Consider the following 17,758-nt stretch of genomic DNA (forward strand, 5'->3'; position numbering starts at 1 on the left):
ACAGTTAACATATAAAAAAACGAATAAATAGAAAGAAGGCTGTTTAATGGATAAAGAAACGGTTGTGTTGGTACGCAAAAAAAGTCCATTGCCATTAAAAATAGGGAAAGTGGCCCTAGGCTTTATAGGCATTGCCGGTGTCGTTGCCGGAATAGCGATTGCTTCTTTAGAAGCGAAAAGCATGGTGCAGGCCTTTCTTATTTTGGCAGTTTCGATTATTTGTGTGGGCTTATCGTTGCTGCGCGTGCAAACGGTTACGTGTCCTCATTGTCATTCGGAAACGACAATCCATACGTTGACAGTCGATTTTGAATGTAGGAGCTGCTTGAAGCCGACTGCAATAAAATGGGAAAAGTAATTCTGGCCAATTTGCCACAAACCTCTTTTTATTTTCGATCAGATTCTTTATAATAGGCAAGGGAAACTAAATAAACGAACAAAGCATCAGCTCGTATAATAGCGGTAATATGGTCCGCGAGTCTCTACCAGGCTGCCGATAACGGCCTGACTACGAGTGGTCTTTTTCAGTTGCTATTTTCAAAGCCGAAAGATCACTCTATTTTTATAGTGATCTTTCGGCTTTTTATTTTGAAAGGAGAAAGCAATGGAATTACTAAAAGAAGCGATCCGTAAACGGGGAAGTGTACTGTCGAGTGGAGTGCTTAAAGTTGACCAATTTTTAAACCACCAAGTCGATACCAACTTGATGAGCGCAATTGGCGAGGAATTTGCCCGCCTATTTGCTGACGAACAAGTAACGAAAGTCGTGACCATCGAGTCGTCTGGTATCGCTCCAAGCTTTATGTGTGCCCATTCTCTGCAAGTGCCATTGATTTTTGCTAGAAAGAAGAAATCAGTGACGATGGACAAAGAAAACGTTTATTCGAGTCGCGTGTACTCTTTTACAAAAAAGGAATATTCGGAGGTGACCGTTTCAAAGGATTGGCTTTGCGCCGGTGACCGTGTGTTAATCATTGATGATTTCCTTGCAAATGGACAAGCTGCTACAGGACTCACTCAAATCGTCGAAGAAGCAGGGGCCGCTGTAGCCGGGATTGGCATAGTGATCGAAAAGTCTTTTCAAGACGGAAGGGCGTTGCTTGAAGGAAAAGGTTATCGGATTGAATCGCTGGCGCGCATTTCTTCACTAGAAGGCAACAAGGTTCAGTTTGTAGAAGAATCTGCACAATTTGCTTACAACAAATCTTAAAAAGGGCGGAATATACAATTTATGAATGGCCATTATCCTTTATTTAAAAAACAAGACATTGATGCATTTTTTGCTCTTTTTCAAAACAATCTCGCAAACTTTGTTGTCATAACGGTTACCCTTCTGGGAATGGGATTTCCAGAGTCTCTTGTCTTCGGGCGAATTATTCCTGGCGTGGCCGTCGCTGTCATTGCCGGAAACCTTTATTATGCACACATGGCCAAACGGCTAGCGAAAAAAGAAAAACGTACAGATGTAACGGCGTTATCCTATGGCGTATCCACGCCTGTCATGTTTGTGTTTCTATTCGGTGTTACCGCTCCCGCTTTGGCGATGACAAACGACCACGAACTAGCCTGGAAAATAGCTGTAGCTGCTGCTTTTTTATCAGGCCTTGTTGAAGCGCTCGTTGCTTTTTTTGGCAATTGGGTCAGAAAGCACACGCCGCGTCCGGCGTTATTAGGTGCATTAGCAGGGGTGGCGTTTACGTTTGTTGCTGGGGAAATGTTGTTTTCTGTTTTTGATGTGCCTGTCATTGGCCTTGTGGCCTTGTCGATCATTTTGCTTGGCTTTGTGGCAAAAGTCGGAATGCCATTTCGCATTCCTACGTCCCTTTTTGCGATCATTATCGGTGTCATACTGGCGTTTGCACTAGGCTACCAATCTGGTTCAGACGTTACAAACGCGTTTGCAAATGTTGGTTTCTATCCGTTTTTGCCAACGTTGGCAGCGTTCGAAGGCATGTCCGCTTTATTTGGCGTGATGATTGGTTTGCTCGGCATACTCATTCCGATTACAATTTACAATGCGATTGAAACGATGAACAATGTTGATGCAATGGCGGCAGCGGGCGACTCGTATGATGTTCGTGAATGCCAGGCAGTAGATGGCATTGGCGCGATGCTCGGCGCTTGTTTCGGGGGCATGTTCCCGACAACTGTGTATATTGCAACAGTAGGCGCTAAGGAAATGGAAGCCGGTCGGGGTTACAGCATCTTAAATGCAGTGATGTTTTTATTTGCAGCAGCAACGGGCCTCATCGCTGCTTTTTCGGCACTTATTCCGATGGCGGCGATTGCGCCGATTCTTGTCTTTGTCGGCATGTCGATGATATCGAGTACGTTTGCCAACAACGAGAAAAAGTACTATCCAGCGGTTGCTTTAGCCATGCTTCCTTATATCGCCAACTACATGATGACACGTTTTAACAATAGCGCAGGGGAAGTGGTGGCAGGCATTTCTGAAGGGATTGTCCCTCTAGGCCAAGGAGCAATGTTTACAGCTATAATTATTGGCGCTATTACCGTGTGCCTCATTGATCGAACGTTCCACAAAGCGGCGCTTTTTGCCGGGATCGGCGCTGTCCTTGCTTTCTTTGGCTTTACACATGCTCCTTCGCTCGCTCTTAATGCGGCTTTCGACTACACGATTGGCTATGCCTTAATTGCTTTGTTCTTTGTCTACATCGGTTTCCGTGAACAAAAGCAAGAAGCCTCGCTAGCGAGAGAACAAGCAACGAAAGCGGCCTAAAAGTAAAACGTTCAAGCATTGAGACATCCATCCACTGTATGATGAATGAATTGCTATAAACAAAAAAGTCGGGAGTGCTCCCGACTTTTTTGTGCTAGTTGCTTACTTTTTTCCAAACATCCCATTGTCCCGATTCACTCGGATTCTCACCTTGCGTCCACCATTTTGCTTCGTATAGTCGGCCCTCATAGAGCACGCGGTCGCCAGCGACATAAATAGTGGTAGCATTCCACTCTTGTGGTCCTTCAGGTACTTCCTCGGAATCAGTCACTTTTTTCCAAACATCCCACTGTCCCGATTCACTCGGATTCTCACCTTGCGTCCACCATTTTGCTTCGTATAGCTGGCCTTCATAGTAAACACGATCGCCGGCAGTGTAGATTTCATCTGCTTGCCATTCTTGCGGTCCATCAGGCTCCTCATAGCAATCAGTTGCTTTTTTCCAGACGTCCCACCTTCCTGAATCAGCAGGATTTTCCCCTTGTGTCCACCATTTGGCTTCATAAAAATCGCCTTCATGCTCGACGCGGTCGCCAGCTGTATAAATGGCGGTTTTCTCCCACGCTTTATAATCGCATGCTGGCAGCTCAGGTTCTGGTTCAACTGGTTCTTCGATAAAAGCGTATGTTGATGGGTTTCTCATGCCTGGCGTTCCAAAATAAGTTTCTAGCGAACCTATTATCCGTACTTGTTTGCCAATGTTTTCAGGATTGTTGACTAAGTTTAGCCCATTTCGGACAGGGGTGCCGTTCACAAGCTGAACAGGCAACATCTTCGCCCTGTCTGTCTCATCTGGTGAGTCTGCCAATAACAAGTTAGAAGGGGCGTGGCTGCCTTCGCCGATAATAGGTCGGTTGTTATTGATCGACCCGACAATGTAGCCCTTGACTGCCTTTGTGCCTGAGTTGTTGGCGATTGCTTCTGCGATAGTCAGTGTGCCAGTAGGGTCTTCCGGCTCTTTGCCTTCAATGGCAATGCGGCTTCCTTCTGTATAATCGATTGGCTCTGTTTGCGTTGATGCATAATCAACTACAGCTTGCCAAACAGGGCCGTAGCTGTCATCAACGGCCGTGCCGAGGTTGTAAAAGGTTGAGGCATGCATATAGTCGTTATAAGCGACGGTATACGTTCCATCAGGATCAAGTGGTTCGCCGTTTTCAAGTAGTATAGTCACGTCGCTAAAGCCGCTGTTCTCGTCTGGAATGAGCGTGTAAGTCAAGCCAGAACCTTGCAAATCAACGCCTCGATGGTAACGTGATTGCTCGAGTAAAACTTCTTTTAAGCGGGAACCTGTCGTTTCGACAACAACAATGGTGTTGCCATAACGGTCGAGAGCTTCAATTTGTTTGTCTGTAATCGAGCCTGGAGGAATTTCTCCAGTGATGGAAGAACCGTTTAAAAGCGCAAAGTCGCTGCCTGTTTTAGCGCGAATTGAATCGGCGTATAAGTTGCCAAGGCCAACATCTTGTTTGTTTTTGTTTTCAGAATAAAGGCCTGTGTTCGTCGAGCCGATGATCTCCCCTGGATTTGGCGCAGTTGGATCCACTTTTAAAGCAATCCGCCCCTCGCTTTCGTAGTCAAGCGCGTGGCCTGCAGCCGTACGTTCCAAAGCATATTGTTCCATTGCCGTCGTCATTAGGCCGACTGTTTCTTGTAAGATTTCGCCTTCAAAATGGTATCCTGATCCGCCAGTGCCAATATAGTCAGCAACTGCCACTTTATAAGTGGAGTCTGCCTCAAGTGGCTGGCCATCAATTGATACGTTCACGTCAATAAAGTTGCCTGTCATTCCTGTTATAATTTCGTAGTGTAGACCTGATGTTTGCAAATCAATTTGGTTGCGATCATCACGGGCGTATGAATAGGCGATGACGTTTTCGATCGCTTCGCCTGTCATTTCAATCACCATAATCTCATTGGCAAAAGGCTCAATTTTATAGATGTCGTTTAATGTCACTTCGCCTGGGGCAATGCTGTCGCGAATGCCGCCATTATTCGTTAAGGCAATATCTGCATCGGCAAAAGCGCGCATGGCATCTGTCCAAAAATTGCCGAGAGGAACATCGCGATCATAGCGCCCGTCACGGGATAGCCCGGTGTTTGAATAGCCGATTACTTTGCCGAGAAGCTCATCCATCTCTTCGTTGTACTTATCAATAACTGCTTGGACGTCTTCATCCGTTTCTGTTAAGGAGGATACCGCTGTAAGCTGGCCTGAAACTTCCGTTACCTCATCAGTCGTTTCATTGTAGGTAAACTCCAGTTCACCTATATGTTGCAAATTGGAACCCGTTTGGACAATTGGCGTGCCGTTTACAATGGCAGGAGCGTTTAATGTCGTATGAGAATGGCCGCCTATAATAGCATCAAAATACTCGACCTCATTCGCAAGGCGGCGGTCTTGGTCGTAGCCGATATGAGTCAGAGCAATAATGACATCAGCTTGACTTTCCAACTCGTCTTTATAAGCAAGCGCTGTTCCTATATAATCATTATCAAAATCCATACCAACTACATTTGCTGGTGCTGTTGCTGGCGGCGCCTGCGTTAAGCTAAATAATGCAACGGAGATGCCATCCGCATCTAATAACACATAAGGTTTCGTATTTTCGACATCCGTCGCCCCTGTATCAAGGTTGGCGGCAAGCCAAGGAAAGTTTGCCTGTTCCATGTTCGTTTTTAAATGGTCTTGCCCGTAATCGAACTCATGGTTGCCAATTGTAAATGCATCTAAGCCAACAAGGTTAAATATGTCGATCATTGGCTTTCCGTAATTTAAATCGACGACAGGGTTGCCGCTCGCAAAATCACCGGCATCGACATACAGAAAATGGTCGGACATTTGCCGCTTGTTCTGTATGTAAGCTGCCACTTTCCCATACTCGTCAAAGCTAGCATGGATATCATTAGTGTGAATAATATGAAGCGTTTTTTCACCTGTTTCTCCAGAAACGGATTGTGGAACGGTTAAACAGAAGAATAGAGCAAAAACTAGCAGAATCATGTGTCGCATTGATTTTCGTATCGGCATATTGTTCCTCCTTAAAGATGATCAGCACCAAATGGGCATACTCAAATCATAGCAGAAAAAACCGTTTAATAGTGTTTTATAATGTAATAGATTGTAAAAGTTACGCTAAAATAAGAGGGGCGTACTAGGTATGGAAGTAGAGAAGCGGGATTGAAATCATAATATTCTGTCTATTGAACAAAATAGATCACCTGCCTAAGGGCAAGCACCTATCGGTAAGCAAACTTCTATCAGCCTTTTTGGCTGTAATCCTCATTGTCAATGAGCATCTCTATTACGACGACAAACGCAGCAAGGGCTGCTTGCGACATCAGTTTAATATGGATGGTAGACATATAGTGGTTAAGCAAAAAAACAACAGGAAGTGTGAATGTATACCTTATGCAAAATTCTAGTATTTTCTGAAGCAGTCTGCTTGCGACAGCAGGGAGAAGCAACGTATTGAACACTTTAACAAACAATTCAACAAAAATGCCGAGCAGCAAAAAAAGCAAGACAAACAAAGCTAAAGCTTGAACAGAGTCATAGCCGATGCCTAGCAGTTGGAACAAACCGGCCATCCCTAAATAATATATACCAAAGATGAATGCGAGAACCGCTGCTGAGATGACAATGATAAAAAACACAGTTACGCATACAGTGAGCAGCGAAGAACCCTTACGCATCAAATCCCTCCTTTTAACAAAAGCGCCTCGAGCTGATGGCCCGAAGCTAGACGATAACAAAAGCGCAAGGCGCCCGGTAATCAGCGACAAGCGCTGGAGGATCAGAAGATGAAGTAGCATTTTACTTCAGCGGCTGGTCCGAAGCGTCTCGAGCTGATGGCGCCTGAAGCTAGACGATAACAAAAGCGCAAGGCGCGTAAACGAGAATCGAACAGCCAAAGCGAAGACTTTGGCTGTTCAGCCATTAGGCCGTTGCTGTTTCTTTTAGCACAGTCACAATTTCTGCAGAGCGAGCGGAAATTGTTGATGGGCTAACACCATACTTTTTAGCAAGTGCCTTTTGTGTAGCAGAAATAGGCGCAATTGTTTGAAGGGCGTATTCCATCGCAGCAGCGTACGCTGCTGGCTTGCGGATTGCCGGATTCTGTTCCTGGCAAAACTGGTTCCATTTCTCTAAGGCAAGCATTTCAATTTCCGGCGGGCATCGATCAAGGCGAAGGCCATTGAGCAATGCTTCGGCTGTTTCCTTTTGTTTGTCTGTATGCCAGCGAAACTGATCAGGAGCAACTGTTGGAGCCTGTTCGCTATTTAAAAGGGCGGACAACAGCTGCGGCCACTTCTGCAAAAAGGCGTCTTCTGTTTCGTTTACAAACGAAGCGACTTTTTGTTTAATAGCAGCCGTTTTTTCAGGCAAATGGCTAATAACAGGACCAATAAAGGACATGTGCGCATCAGAGTTTGCCGGAAAGCCGATGACAGTGGAGCCTGGTCGTGCAGTCTTCTCATGTTCAGTTGGCAATGTATGGTCGATCTGCTGTCCCGTTAACAAATCGACGCTTCTGTACACGCGCTCAGCCGTTTGCTGTTTAATTTCAAGAACAGCTGGGCGCGTGTGTTTCCAAGTTTCCAACAGGAAAGCAGTTTTTGGGCGTTTGATCTTTCTCTGTTTCCCTTCATAAAAAACATCAAAAATCGTTGTCTCATCCTCTTGAATGGGCTTTGTGAAAATCAACCAAACAAGCAACATGCTTGAAAGTGTTTCAGTCACCGTTTTATCAGCCTCAGGATAAACGGAATGGTAGCTTTGCACCCAATTTGTTAACTGTTTTTGATAGCGGGTAAATGCCATGTAAAGCAATTCGGTTTCAAGCTGGTTTAGTTCGTCTTGTACGACCATCGCCTGGCTAGATGAGCGATTCATACAGCATTTTTTATATTTTTTTCCGCTCCCGCATGGGCACAGATCGTTTCGTTTAGGCATCGATGTTCCTCCTTATCAATCAACTCTCCTATTTTAACAGATTCCACAAAGAAAAAAAGGTGTTTGCTTGGGGAAATGTTGGGACATAGGAAAGATGAGTGCGTGATCGGCATAAAAAAACCCACACTCTAGAGCATGGGCATCAGTTTGTAGCAAAACGCTCTCGTTCTTCCTTCGGCTAATAAGCGTTCTCTACTCGTTTAATGGATTATGTGAATTGTTATCTTGAAATTCCGAAGACTACAGGCATCCAAAAGTAGACGGCCAGTGTAATAACAATGACACTAAGAATGTTTAGCCATACGCCTGCTTTAACCATGTCGGCTATATCCAGTTCACCTGCGCTGAAGACGGCCGTATTAGGGGGTGTTGCCACAGGAAGCATGTAACAAGAGCCTGCAGCGAGCGCAACAGCAGCCATCATAAAGAGGGGATCCATGCCAATAGCCACTCCTAACCCGGCCGCAATTGGCAGCACCAAATTGGCGACAGCGGTATTCGATAAAATCTCAGTCATCGCCAGTACAATGACTACTAGCAAAAGAATCACAATAAAGGCCGCGTATTTTTCAAGTCCTTCTAACGCTACGGCAATCCAGTCGTTTACGCCTGACGATTCAAGGCTTTTTGCTAAGGCAAGCCCGCCTCCAAATAAAATGAGAACGCCCCATGGCAGTTTTGCTAAGTCCTCCCATTTTAAAATCCGTTCACCCTGTTTAGTGCTTGGTAAAAAGAAGAGTGAGATCGCTCCTAACATCGAAACACTTGCATCAGGCAAGTTTCCGAGGTTATCGAGAAACGACAAGGCTGAGAAGGTGTTTGCTAGCCAAAGAATACCGGGTTTTCCGACCCAGAGGAAAATGGTGATAAGAAATACGACAATGACGATCCATTCCTCCGTTTGAATAGGCCCTAGTTTTTTCTTTTCTTCCTTAATAAATCCGACAGAGCGTTGTTGTTTGACTTTGACTTTAAACCGGATTTTTGTCAAATAGAAATAGAGGCAAATAAACATTACCACTGCAACAGGGCCAGCGAAAATAAGCCATTGCAAGAAAGTGACTTCAATACCAAACTGAATGCTAGCAATACCGGCAAGGGCCGCATTGGGCACGGCAGCAACTAAAGTGGCAAGCCCGCCAATCGTGGCTGTGTATGCAACCGCTAACAAAATCGCTTTAGCAAAATAGTGTACGTTTTCCCCGGTTAAAATGTGTTTTTCGCGAACTTCAGAAATAAGAGCAAGGGCAACAGGCAACATCATAAGAGCGGTAGCGGCATTTGAAATGAATAGCGTAAGCGTGCCTGTCGCCAACATAATGCCCAAAATGATTTTGTGGCTTTCTGTTCCAATAAAATCAATAATGGATAAAGCCATTCGCCTATGTAAATTCCATTTTTCAATCGCAATTGCGAGAATAAAGCCGCCTAAATACATGAAAATTACAGGTTCCGAATAGCCACTCGATACAACGTCAATCGGTGCACCGCCAAATAAGGGGATGATAATAAGCGGTATTAAGGAAGCAGCAGCCATTGGAACTGCCTCAGTTACCCACAAAGTGCCGACTAATGCGACTGTGGCAAGGACAACGCGCCCTTCATAGCCAATGGCATCGTCTGGGATGAGCAAAAAAGCAAGCAAAGCCAGAATCGGGCCAAGCACGAGACCAATTTTGTTTGCCTGAGAATACGACTTTGATTTCAAAAAACGATCACCTGCTTTTAAAAATATTCGTTTGCGTTTTTATAGTTTACGAGAATCGTGTCACATTTTGCAATAAAAATGGATTCTATTTTTGTTTTGACAACTATGAAAACTCATGCTACAGTATGAACAACACATTTTCATAAAAACACTCTTATAACGAGAAGCGGAGGGACTGGCCCAATGAAGCTTCAGCAACCATTCATTGCGATGAAAAGGTGCTAAATCCAGCAAAGGGAACTTTGGCAGATAAGGGGATTCATTTCGTGAAAACAACACCCTTTCCAATCCCGGAACGGGTGTTTTTCAATTTTATAGATGCAACCAGGTGCGGCTATTGCCGCTTAAAAGGGGAAGCTGGTGAAAATCCAGGACGGTCCCGCCACTGTGACACGAGATGCAACATTTATTCGTGAAGTCAGATTGCCTGCCTGTTTGTACTGCTTGACTCTACGTGGATATAGAGAGGAGTGGATAACAAAGCCAATGGAATGTTTGTGCCGAGGCGCAAGTTAACAATTGGCTAACTTTCCAAATCCCTTTTAATTACGTAATGGGGATTTTTTGTTTGTCGATGATAAAAACATGAAGGGGTGGAGAAATTTGAGCAAAGTGAGAAGTTCATCATTAGGGTATCCGCGGATTGGCGGCCAGCGAGAATGGAAAAAAAACCTTGAGGCGTTTTGGGCAGGAAAGCGCTCAAAAACTGATTTTTTGCAGGAACAGAAATCGTTAAGGCTATCTTATTTGCAAAAACAGCAACAGCTCGGCCTTGATCTCATTCCGGTAGGCGATTTTAGTGATTATGACCATGTGTTAGACACGGCTGTTGCTTTCGGAATTGTGCCAGAAAGATTTGCGTATGCTGGCGGAAAAGTGGAGGAGGAAACGTATTTTGCGATTGCCCGGGGAACGGATGATGCTGTCGCAGCCGAAATGACAAAGTGGTTCAACACCAACTACCACTATATTGTCCCAGAGTTAACGGCTAGCAGAGAACCAGCCCTTGTCGATAACCGCTGGCTACGTTTGTACGAAGAGGCAAAAAGTGAACTTGGCATTAACGGCAAACCGGTACTTCTTGGGCCAGTCAGTTTTGTGAAACTAGCAAAACAATATGGAAATAAATCCTTCTCCGAACATGTGCAGACACTTGTGCCTTTGTACGGACAAGTACTGGCTGAATTGGCACAGGCAGGCGCGCCATTGATTCAAGTAGATGAACCGATTTTGGCTGGCGATGTGACCGAAGCAGAGTGGGCTGTTGTCGAGGAAACGTATCAGTCATTAGCGAAACTAGCGCCAAACGCCAAGCTTTTGCTGCAAACCTATTTTGAGAGCGTCGCTGACTATAACCGTTTTATACAGCTGCCAGTTGCGGGGCTAGGATTTGACTTTGTAGCTGGAAAAGAAGAAACATTTCAAAATCTTCGTGTAAACGGATTTCCAAACGATAAGCTGTTAGCACTTGGCGTTATTGATGGACGTAACATTTGGCGGACGGATCTTACAGCTGTCAATGCCGAACTAAAGGAAGTGTTACAGGTAGTTGAACGGGAAAGGCTCATTCTCCAACCATCATCTAGCCTTTTGCATGTGCCAGTAACGGTCCAATCAGAAGAGAAAATAGCAGATGAATTAAAAGAAGCGATTGCATTTGCGGATGAAAAAATAATCGAGATCGTTTCATTGGCGAAAGTGGTCAACGGTCACGAGCCACCTTCGTTATTAGAAGCGAGCAAACACGCGTTAGGGCGATTAAATGCTTCAGAAGCCCGGAACAATCAATCGGTCCAACAAGAAGTAGCACAAATCAGCAGCGAGGACCCATCCCGTGGTCTAGACGCACCTACGCGTGCCAAGTTGCAAGCGGCCAAACTGAAACTGCCGCTGTTGCCGACGACGACGATTGGCAGTTTTCCACAAACAAAAGAGATCCGTAAAAAACGGTTAGACTGGCGCAAAGGAAAATTGGACAGTGCTGGCTATGAAACATTCATTAACGCCGAGATAGACCGCTGGATCGCTATCCAAGAACAGCTTGGGCTCGACGTCCTTGTCCATGGCGAATTTGAACGGACAGACATGGTTGAATTTTTTGGCGAAAAGCTTGGCGGCTTCCAGTTTACTACATATGGCTGGGTTCAGTCTTATGGGTCACGTTGTGTCAAACCGCCAATTATTTACGGAGATGTTTACTTTAAACAACCAATGACTGTAAAAGAAACGGTTTATGCCCAATCCAAAACAGACAAACCGGTTAAGGGGATGCTAACTGGTCCAGTCACGATTTACAATTGGTCGTTTCCAAGGGCTGATATTACGGAAGGGGAGGCGGTTAATCAAATTGCTCTCGCTTTGCGCAAAGAAGTCCTTGCCCTTGAAAAACATGGAATTGGCGTCATTCAAGTAGATGAACCTGCTTTGCGGGAAGGATTGCCGCTTAAGCGCGCGAAATGGCAAAGCTATCTTGACCAATCGGTAACGGCCTTTCAGTTGACGGTCAACCAAGTAAAGCCAGAAACGCAAATCCATACGCATATGTGTTATTCTGATTTCCAAGATATTATCGAAGCGATTGACGGGCTTGACGCAGACGTCATTTCAATCGAAATGTCCCGTAGCCACGGGGAACTAATTTCATCATTCGAAGAGTACACGTATAACAAAGGCATTGGCCTCGGTGTATATGACATTCACAGCCCCCGCGTTCCGGCTAAAGAAGAAATTGCCCGTAACATTGAGCGTGCGCTGAATGTCTTACATCCAAAGCAATTTTGGGTCAATCCTGACTGCGGCTTGAAAACACGGCAAGAACCAGAAACAGTGGCTGCATTAAAGGTGATGGTGGAGGCAGCGAAGGAAGCCCGGCAAACACTTGAGACGAAGACCATTTAACTTTTTGGCAGCAAAGCATTCAAACGTTTGACAAGCGTTTTCTATCAGTCTGAAGGGCATTATCGACTTACTTTGTTAATAACTTCAGCATGGGGCAGACGCCCCATGCTTTTTATGCGTTTAAATCAGTTGGTTTTTGCTTGTTTTTAGGTTTTGTAACACTGCGGGCCCCCTCGATGCCGAGGAATACGCACATCACAAATAGGATGAAAGAAGCAACAACGAGCAAGTAATCACCGGCAAGAAAATTGGAATGCATCATAACGAGAAGCGCTGATGTGGTGACAATAAACATAAACACCATAGGGATGATCACAAACAATGCTTTCGATTTTGTTTTCACAAGCCATAAGGTAATGGCAAGGAGAGCCAACGCCCCAAGCATTTGGTTGGCGGCGCCAAACAGCGGCCATACGCTTTGCCATGTGCCGGAAAGGGCAAGCGTCGTTGCTCCTATTAAGCCGAGTACGGTTGCCGTATGCTTATTACGAAGCAACTGCACGTTGATGCTTTCGCCTAGTTCCGTAACAGCATAACGCATGAGCCGCGTGGCCGAGTCAAGTGTTGTCATTAAGAATGCCGATGCAGCGAGTGCCGTAAACGTAACACCAGCTGCCACAGGCAATCCCCACGTGTTCATAAAGTGTCCAATGCCCACGGAAAACACACTAATCGGATCATTCAGTTCGGCCATAAGCGCATTAAATTGGTCAAGTGTTAAATAAGCAACGGAACCAATCGCGATGATGGCAACAAATGCTTCGATTAACATGGAACCGTAAGCGACAAAGCGGCCATTCTTTTCGTTATTCAGCTGTTTGGACGTTGTTCCCGACGAAACGAGTGAATGGAAGCCGGAAATCGCCCCACATGCAATTGTAATAAACAAAATGGGAAACAAAAAGCCGAGCGTATCATTATAAAAACCGGTAAAGGCAGGCATTTGAATAGTAGGCCTAGCGATTAACAAACCTAAAAATGCGCCACCAATTAGAAAATAGAGCAAAAATGAATTTAAGTAATCACGGGGTTGTAGTAAAAACCAGACAGGCAACACGGACGCGAAATAGGCGTAAACGATTAAAATGAGCGACCAAGCAGTAGCACTAAGGGTGATTGGAAAGCTTAGGCCAATCCAAACCGATAGTGCCATGGCGACGACGCCAAGCAACGTTGCAAGCGCTAAATGGATGCGCACTTGGTTGACAAGAACGCCGAAACCCATCGCGACAGCAATAAACAAAAGGGAAGCAGTGGCTGCGCCTGGAAAGGACACAAACGTATTTGCAACTAGAATGATAAAGACGCCAATGATCAAAATTAACGTCGCTATCGAAAAGGCTAAGAACATTAACTGCCCACGTTTCCCCATATGTTCTTTAATGACTTCGCCAATCGACTTAGCTTTATGGCGAATGGAAGCTTGCAAAGATGCATAATCATGGGTGCCGCCTACAAAAATGCTGCCGATTATAATCCATAGAACGGCAGGCAGCCAGCCGAACACAATCGCGGCAATTGGCCCAGTAATCGGACCGCCGCCTGCAATTGTCGTGAAATGATGGCCAAGCAGTACAGGCGTTTTCGTCGGAATATACTCCTGTCCGTCATAGAACGTATGTGCAGGCGTTGTCCGTTGTCCGTCAATTTTTAAGCGACGCTCCAAGTATTTTCCATAAGTGAAATAGGCGACAATTAACAAGGCAACGCAAATAAGCATAAGCGTCACAAAATTCACAAGACCACCTCACGTTTTATAAATTTGCAGAAATGGTTCAATAAAGGGCTTCCCTTTTTTGTGCGCGTAAAGCTCGCTTCCGTCTTGAAGCAAAATTCCTGCATAGCGTTCTGCCCAGCCATGCAAGCCCCATTTGACGAATGATAAGCTACGGCAACGGCGTGCCGCTTGACACAGCTCAGGCGAAGGCACTGTTGCTGTTAGCAGCAGTCCGATGTAAATCGACGACATATGCTGAGATGAATGGTTTGCGTTTGTGTGAATATGAGCATCAAGCTGGCGCACAAATTCAGAAAATGTGTCCATTGTTGCTGTTTTTGGCTCATAAAAGAAAAAGTGCTGGTTGTTTTCAACGCTCCAGACTGTTGCTTTCTTGGAAAGGACATAACGTTCATCGCGCCGCTGATAATGGGCACTGAAGCGCAGTGGGAGATGGCCAAGATGGTCGTCTTCATACACATCAAACTGGTGCTTTAAAGCGTTTTGCAGTTGGCGTAAAGGCAATTCAGTTGGCATGGGGCACCTCATTCAAATTGGTAGCGGTTACATACATGTGTTTAGTATACATTTATTAAATCGATAATTCAATTCTTTCTGAAAAAATATCGGTGCTGTCTTCACTAGATCAGAGCCTCTTTTCGACGTTTACATATAGAGGGAAAGGGAACAGAATAAAAAAGCCTCAAAGGAGTTCGATAAGATGAAACTTTTTATAAATGGCGAATGGGTTAGCGAAGAGCTGGATGTATTTGACGTGGTGAATCCGGCTACCGGCGAAGTTGTCGGCTCGGTGCCGAAAGGAGGAGCGAAGGAGGCAAAAGTCGCAGCCGATGGCGCCTACGAGGCGTTGCCTGCATGGGCAGCGCGTTCAGCTTATGAACGAAGCGCCATATTAGAGGCGTGGCACGATCTTATTGCTGAACAGAAAGAGGAACTAGCTCGATTAATGACAATGGAACAAGGCAAACCAATTAATGAAGCGCGAGGGGAAATCGCCTATGCCAATTCATTTATAAAGTGGTATGCAGAAGAGGGCAAACGCATATACGGGGAAACCATTCCGGCTTCATCTCCTGATAAACGTTTATTTGTGGTAAAACAGCCTGTAGGTGTCATCGCTGCGATTACACCGTGGAACTTCCCGGCCGCTATGATTACGCGGAAAGTGGCACCGGCGTTGGCAGTAGGCTGCACAGTGCTGATCAAGCCAGCATCGCAAACGCCATTGACTGCATTGAAACTAGCAGAGCTTGCTGAAAAAGCAGGATTGCCAAAAGGCGTGCTCCACGTTGTTGTTGGGTCAACAAGTGACATCTCAAAAGCGTGGCAGGAAGACGAGCGTGTCCGCAAGTTGACGTTTACCGGCTCTACGGAAATTGGCCGCACTCTTATGAGTGAAGCGGGGCAAACCGTTAAGAAAATCTCTTTGGAGCTTGGCGGGCATGCACCGGTCCTTGTGTTTGAAGATGCCGACATCGATAACGCTGTCCAAGAAACAATCGCCTCCAAATTCCGTAATGGCGGACAGACGTGCGTATGCGCCAATCGTATCTACGTGCATGAATCGATTGCTGAAGCATTCATAACGAAAATGAAACAAGCAGTCGAGCAGCTGAAAGTGGGGAATGGATTGAACGAGGAGACAGACATTGGTCCACTGATTGATGAAGATGCAGTTGATAAAGTCCTTACCCATATTCGAGATGCAAAAGACAAAGGGGCAGAAGTACTAACAGGAGGAAACAGCAGTGACGGGCTGTTTATTAAACCAACTGTCATAGCAGGAGTAACGGATGACATGGCATGCATGTCAGAGGAAACATTCGGCCCCCTCGCACCGATATCTACTTTTAAGACAGAAGAAGAAGTCGTCAAACGGGCAAACGATACGATTTACGGGCTTGCCGCCTACTTATTTACCACTGATCTAAGCCGCGGGATTCGAGTTGCAGAAAAGCTGGACTACGGGGTAGTCGGTTTAAACGACGGCGGCCCATCGGTTGCCCAGGCGCCATTTGGTGGTTTCAAGCAAAGCGGGATTGGCCGTGAGGGAGGCCATGAAGGGTTAGAGGAATTTCTTGAAAGCAAGTACGTTTCTTTAAAAATGTAAAGCTAAGCTGCGCTCAGAGCGCAGCTTTTTAATAATCTATTAATTAAATTAATAGTGATCTAGTAAATTGTATGTAATAAAAGTATGATAGAATACTAATATGGATGAAAACCCCAAAACAAGCATGATTAATAAAGAATTGTCAACAAAAAAAGTGAATATTTAATCAAAAAACTCTTGTAATTAAATTAATAGTAGTATAATCTATTAATAGGTACTAGATTTACTTTGAAGTAAATATATTAATAATGATTAAAGCAACTACGAATAAGTTCAGTTCTAATCATAATAAGTTTGTTTGCATTTAAAATTGCAAATATTTAATATTTATTTATGCTTTTAGTTATTCTAATTGCTATAACACTGTAGTAAATTTTAGGATAAATTAATGGAAGGGGTGGAATAAAGTGAACTATAGCAATGTGTTCCAAATTGAGCATACTTCGGCCATTTCCCGGTGACGGAGACTTTACTAGAAAACATCATGACTAGAATAAGAACATTTGACGCTAGAATGGGATTTTGCGGCAAAATAGGAGGGCAGCATGTATTCAAGCTACATCAAATCGATTGAATTTTTTGTTCCTTATAATAAAGTTCGAAACGATCCGGAAAGCAAACTAACTAAAAAAATCGGTATCCATTCACGACATATTGCTGGAGAAGATGAACTTGCTTCAGATTTAGCTTGTGAAGCTGCCCGAAAACTGTTTGATTCAAATGTATGCAAACCTGAAGATATCGATTTTTTATTATTCTGTACACAGTCACCTGATCATTACTTGCCTACGACTGCTTGTTTAATTCAAGATCGAATGGGTTTGCCAACTTCCTGCGGGGCTTTAGATATAAATCTTGGTTGTTCAGGTTTTGTGTATGGTTTATCGCTCGCAAAAGGATTGATTGAAACTGGAACAGCAAAAAACGTTCTATTGATTACTGCAGATACCTACAGTAAATTTATTCATCCAAAAGACTACTCGGTCACAGAATTATTTGGAGACGGTTCAGCTGCTACTTTAATAACTAGGTGTGAGCGACCTCATTCTTCTGTAGGGCCTTTTGAATTCGGTACTGATGGAAGCGGCGGCAAGAATCTCATTGTTCCTGCTGGTGGAATGCGCGAACGACAAACAACTGACTCACTAATGGAACAGCAAGATGATAAAGGCAATATCCGTTCCAGAGTAAATTTGTATATGAATGGTTATAAAATATTTAAATTTGCGTCGAAAGAAGTAACGAGCTGTGTTAGAAAATTTCTTCAGCAGAACAACGAGACTATTACTGACTATGATTATTTTGTTTTTCATCAAGCTAATGAACATATGATGAAGGCGCTACGGGAGAAATTAGAAATTCCCAAAGACAAGTTCTCCATTCAACTACGTGAGTACGGTAATACAGTCTCCTCTACTATCCCAATAGCCCTGTACCATGAATCAAGGGATAGGAAAATAAAACGAGGAGACAAGCTTATGTTAGTTGGTTTTGGGGTCGGATATTCATGGTCTGTTTGTTCTGTTATTTGGTAAATCGTATCCGAATCTAAAAAAGAAAACTTCTGGATGGGTTCGAGGCGTTTGAAAACTTACAAACTAAACGAT

12 protein-coding genes and 3 riboswitches are annotated in these 17,758 nt (G+C 44.6%); of the genes, 6 read left to right on the plus strand and 6 right to left on the minus strand.

The annotated features are described in order from the left end of the window. The first annotated feature begins 46 nt into the window (after nucleotides 1-46). From BUC05_RS00595 to BUC05_RS00605, 3 genes are all read left to right on the plus strand, one after another. The gene (locus tag BUC05_RS00595; protein WP_062747735.1) at nucleotides 47-358 is read left to right on the plus strand and encodes a hypothetical protein; all 312 of its coding nucleotides are present in this window, start codon (nucleotides 47-49) and stop codon (nucleotides 356-358) included. 71 nt (nucleotides 359-429) lie between these two features. Further along, nucleotides 430-531: riboswitch (purine riboswitch) on the plus strand. 73 nt (nucleotides 532-604) lie between these two features. Beyond that, on the plus strand, nucleotides 605-1,210 hold the full coding sequence (locus BUC05_RS00600) for a xanthine phosphoribosyltransferase (RefSeq protein WP_073303898.1): 606 nt from the start codon (nucleotides 605-607) through the stop codon (nucleotides 1,208-1,210). Between the two features lie 21 nt (nucleotides 1,211-1,231). Next, nucleotides 1,232-2,740: a uracil permease gene (locus BUC05_RS00605; RefSeq protein ID WP_073303901.1), complete on the plus strand. Its 1,509-nt coding sequence runs from the start codon at nucleotides 1,232-1,234 to the stop codon at nucleotides 2,738-2,740. A gap of 94 nt (nucleotides 2,741-2,834) precedes the next feature. Here the strand turns inward: BUC05_RS00605 and BUC05_RS00615 are convergent, their stop codons facing one another. From BUC05_RS00615 to BUC05_RS00630, 4 genes are all read right to left on the minus strand, one after another. Beyond that, nucleotides 2,835-5,771 (minus strand): 5'-nucleotidase C-terminal domain-containing protein, encoded by a 2,937-nt coding sequence (locus BUC05_RS00615; protein ID WP_084140004.1) that lies wholly within the window; start codon nucleotides 5,769-5,771, stop codon nucleotides 2,835-2,837. Between the two features lie 230 nt (nucleotides 5,772-6,001). Continuing rightward, nucleotides 6,002-6,436 carry a regulatory YrvL family protein gene (locus tag BUC05_RS00620; RefSeq protein ID WP_011246290.1) on the minus strand — a complete coding sequence of 145 codons (435 nt, stop codon included), beginning with the start codon at nucleotides 6,434-6,436 and terminating at the stop codon, nucleotides 6,002-6,004. A gap of 244 nt (nucleotides 6,437-6,680) precedes the next feature. Beyond that, nucleotides 6,681-7,697 carry an SEC-C domain-containing protein gene (locus BUC05_RS00625; RefSeq protein ID WP_073303904.1) on the minus strand — a complete coding sequence of 339 codons (1,017 nt, stop codon included), beginning with the start codon at nucleotides 7,695-7,697 and terminating at the stop codon, nucleotides 6,681-6,683. A 220-nt stretch (nucleotides 7,698-7,917) separates the two neighbouring features. Next, nucleotides 7,918-9,405 carry an SLC13 family permease gene (locus tag BUC05_RS00630; RefSeq protein WP_051881217.1) on the minus strand — a complete coding sequence of 496 codons (1,488 nt, stop codon included), beginning with the start codon at nucleotides 9,403-9,405 and terminating at the stop codon, nucleotides 7,918-7,920. A 151-nt stretch (nucleotides 9,406-9,556) separates the two neighbouring features. Then, nucleotides 9,557-9,661, plus strand: a riboswitch (SAM riboswitch). 53 nt (nucleotides 9,662-9,714) lie between these two features. Beyond that, nucleotides 9,715-9,854, plus strand: a riboswitch (cobalamin riboswitch). A 154-nt stretch (nucleotides 9,855-10,008) separates the two neighbouring features. Here BUC05_RS00630 and metE point away from each other — a divergent pair. Next, the gene (gene metE / locus BUC05_RS00635) at nucleotides 10,009-12,303 is read left to right on the plus strand and encodes a 5-methyltetrahydropteroyltriglutamate--homocysteine S-methyltransferase (RefSeq protein ID WP_041823739.1); all 2,295 of its coding nucleotides are present in this window, start codon (nucleotides 10,009-10,011) and stop codon (nucleotides 12,301-12,303) included. Nucleotides 12,304-12,415: 112 nt separating this feature from the next. Here metE and BUC05_RS00640 read toward each other — a convergent pair whose 3' ends face one another. Further along, the gene (locus BUC05_RS00640; RefSeq protein WP_011246294.1) at nucleotides 12,416-14,041 is read right to left on the minus strand and encodes a carbon starvation CstA family protein; all 1,626 of its coding nucleotides are present in this window, start codon (nucleotides 14,039-14,041) and stop codon (nucleotides 12,416-12,418) included. A gap of 9 nt (nucleotides 14,042-14,050) precedes the next feature. Continuing rightward, entirely contained in the window at nucleotides 14,051-14,557 is a 507-nt protein-coding gene (locus BUC05_RS00645) for a DUF8052 family protein (RefSeq protein ID WP_011246295.1), read from the minus strand. A 184-nt stretch (nucleotides 14,558-14,741) separates the two neighbouring features. On the opposite strand from BUC05_RS00645, the gene BUC05_RS00650 reads away from it, so the two are divergent. Both BUC05_RS00650 and BUC05_RS00655 read left to right on the plus strand, forming a co-directional pair. Next, nucleotides 14,742-16,151 carry an NAD-dependent succinate-semialdehyde dehydrogenase gene (locus tag BUC05_RS00650; protein WP_073303907.1) on the plus strand — a complete coding sequence of 470 codons (1,410 nt, stop codon included), beginning with the start codon at nucleotides 14,742-14,744 and terminating at the stop codon, nucleotides 16,149-16,151. A gap of 545 nt (nucleotides 16,152-16,696) precedes the next feature. Next, on the plus strand, nucleotides 16,697-17,686 hold the full coding sequence (locus tag BUC05_RS00655) for a 3-oxoacyl-ACP synthase III family protein (RefSeq protein ID WP_073303910.1): 990 nt from the start codon (nucleotides 16,697-16,699) through the stop codon (nucleotides 17,684-17,686). Nucleotides 17,687-17,758: the final 72 nt, after the last annotated feature.

Origin of the sequence: Shouchella rhizosphaerae, assembly GCF_900142675.1 — a bacterium.
Classification (GTDB): domain Bacteria; phylum Bacillota; class Bacilli; order Bacillales; family Bacillaceae_D; genus Shouchella; species Shouchella rhizosphaerae.

Excerpts from the sequence above, each read along its gene's own strand:
- BUC05_RS00595 (WP_062747735.1), top strand. The coding sequence starts at position 47 with ATGGATAAAGAAACGGTTGTGTTGGTACGCAAAAAAAGTCCATTGCCA.
- BUC05_RS00600 (WP_073303898.1), top strand. The coding sequence starts at position 605 with ATGGAATTACTAAAAGAAGCGATCCGTAAACGGGGAAGTGTACTGTCG.
- BUC05_RS00605 (WP_073303901.1), top strand. The coding sequence starts at position 1,232 with ATGAATGGCCATTATCCTTTATTTAAAAAACAAGACATTGATGCATTT.
- BUC05_RS00615 (WP_084140004.1), bottom strand. The coding sequence starts at position 5,771 with ATGCCGATACGAAAATCAATGCGACACATGATTCTGCTAGTTTTTGCT.
- BUC05_RS00620 (WP_011246290.1), bottom strand. The coding sequence starts at position 6,436 with ATGCGTAAGGGTTCTTCGCTGCTCACTGTATGCGTAACTGTGTTTTTT.
- BUC05_RS00625 (WP_073303904.1), bottom strand. The coding sequence starts at position 7,697 with ATGCCTAAACGAAACGATCTGTGCCCATGCGGGAGCGGAAAAAAATAT.
- BUC05_RS00645 (WP_011246295.1), bottom strand. The coding sequence starts at position 14,557 with ATGCCAACTGAATTGCCTTTACGCCAACTGCAAAACGCTTTAAAGCAC.
- BUC05_RS00650 (WP_073303907.1), top strand. The coding sequence starts at position 14,742 with ATGAAACTTTTTATAAATGGCGAATGGGTTAGCGAAGAGCTGGATGTA.
- BUC05_RS00655 (WP_073303910.1), top strand. The coding sequence starts at position 16,697 with ATGTATTCAAGCTACATCAAATCGATTGAATTTTTTGTTCCTTATAAT.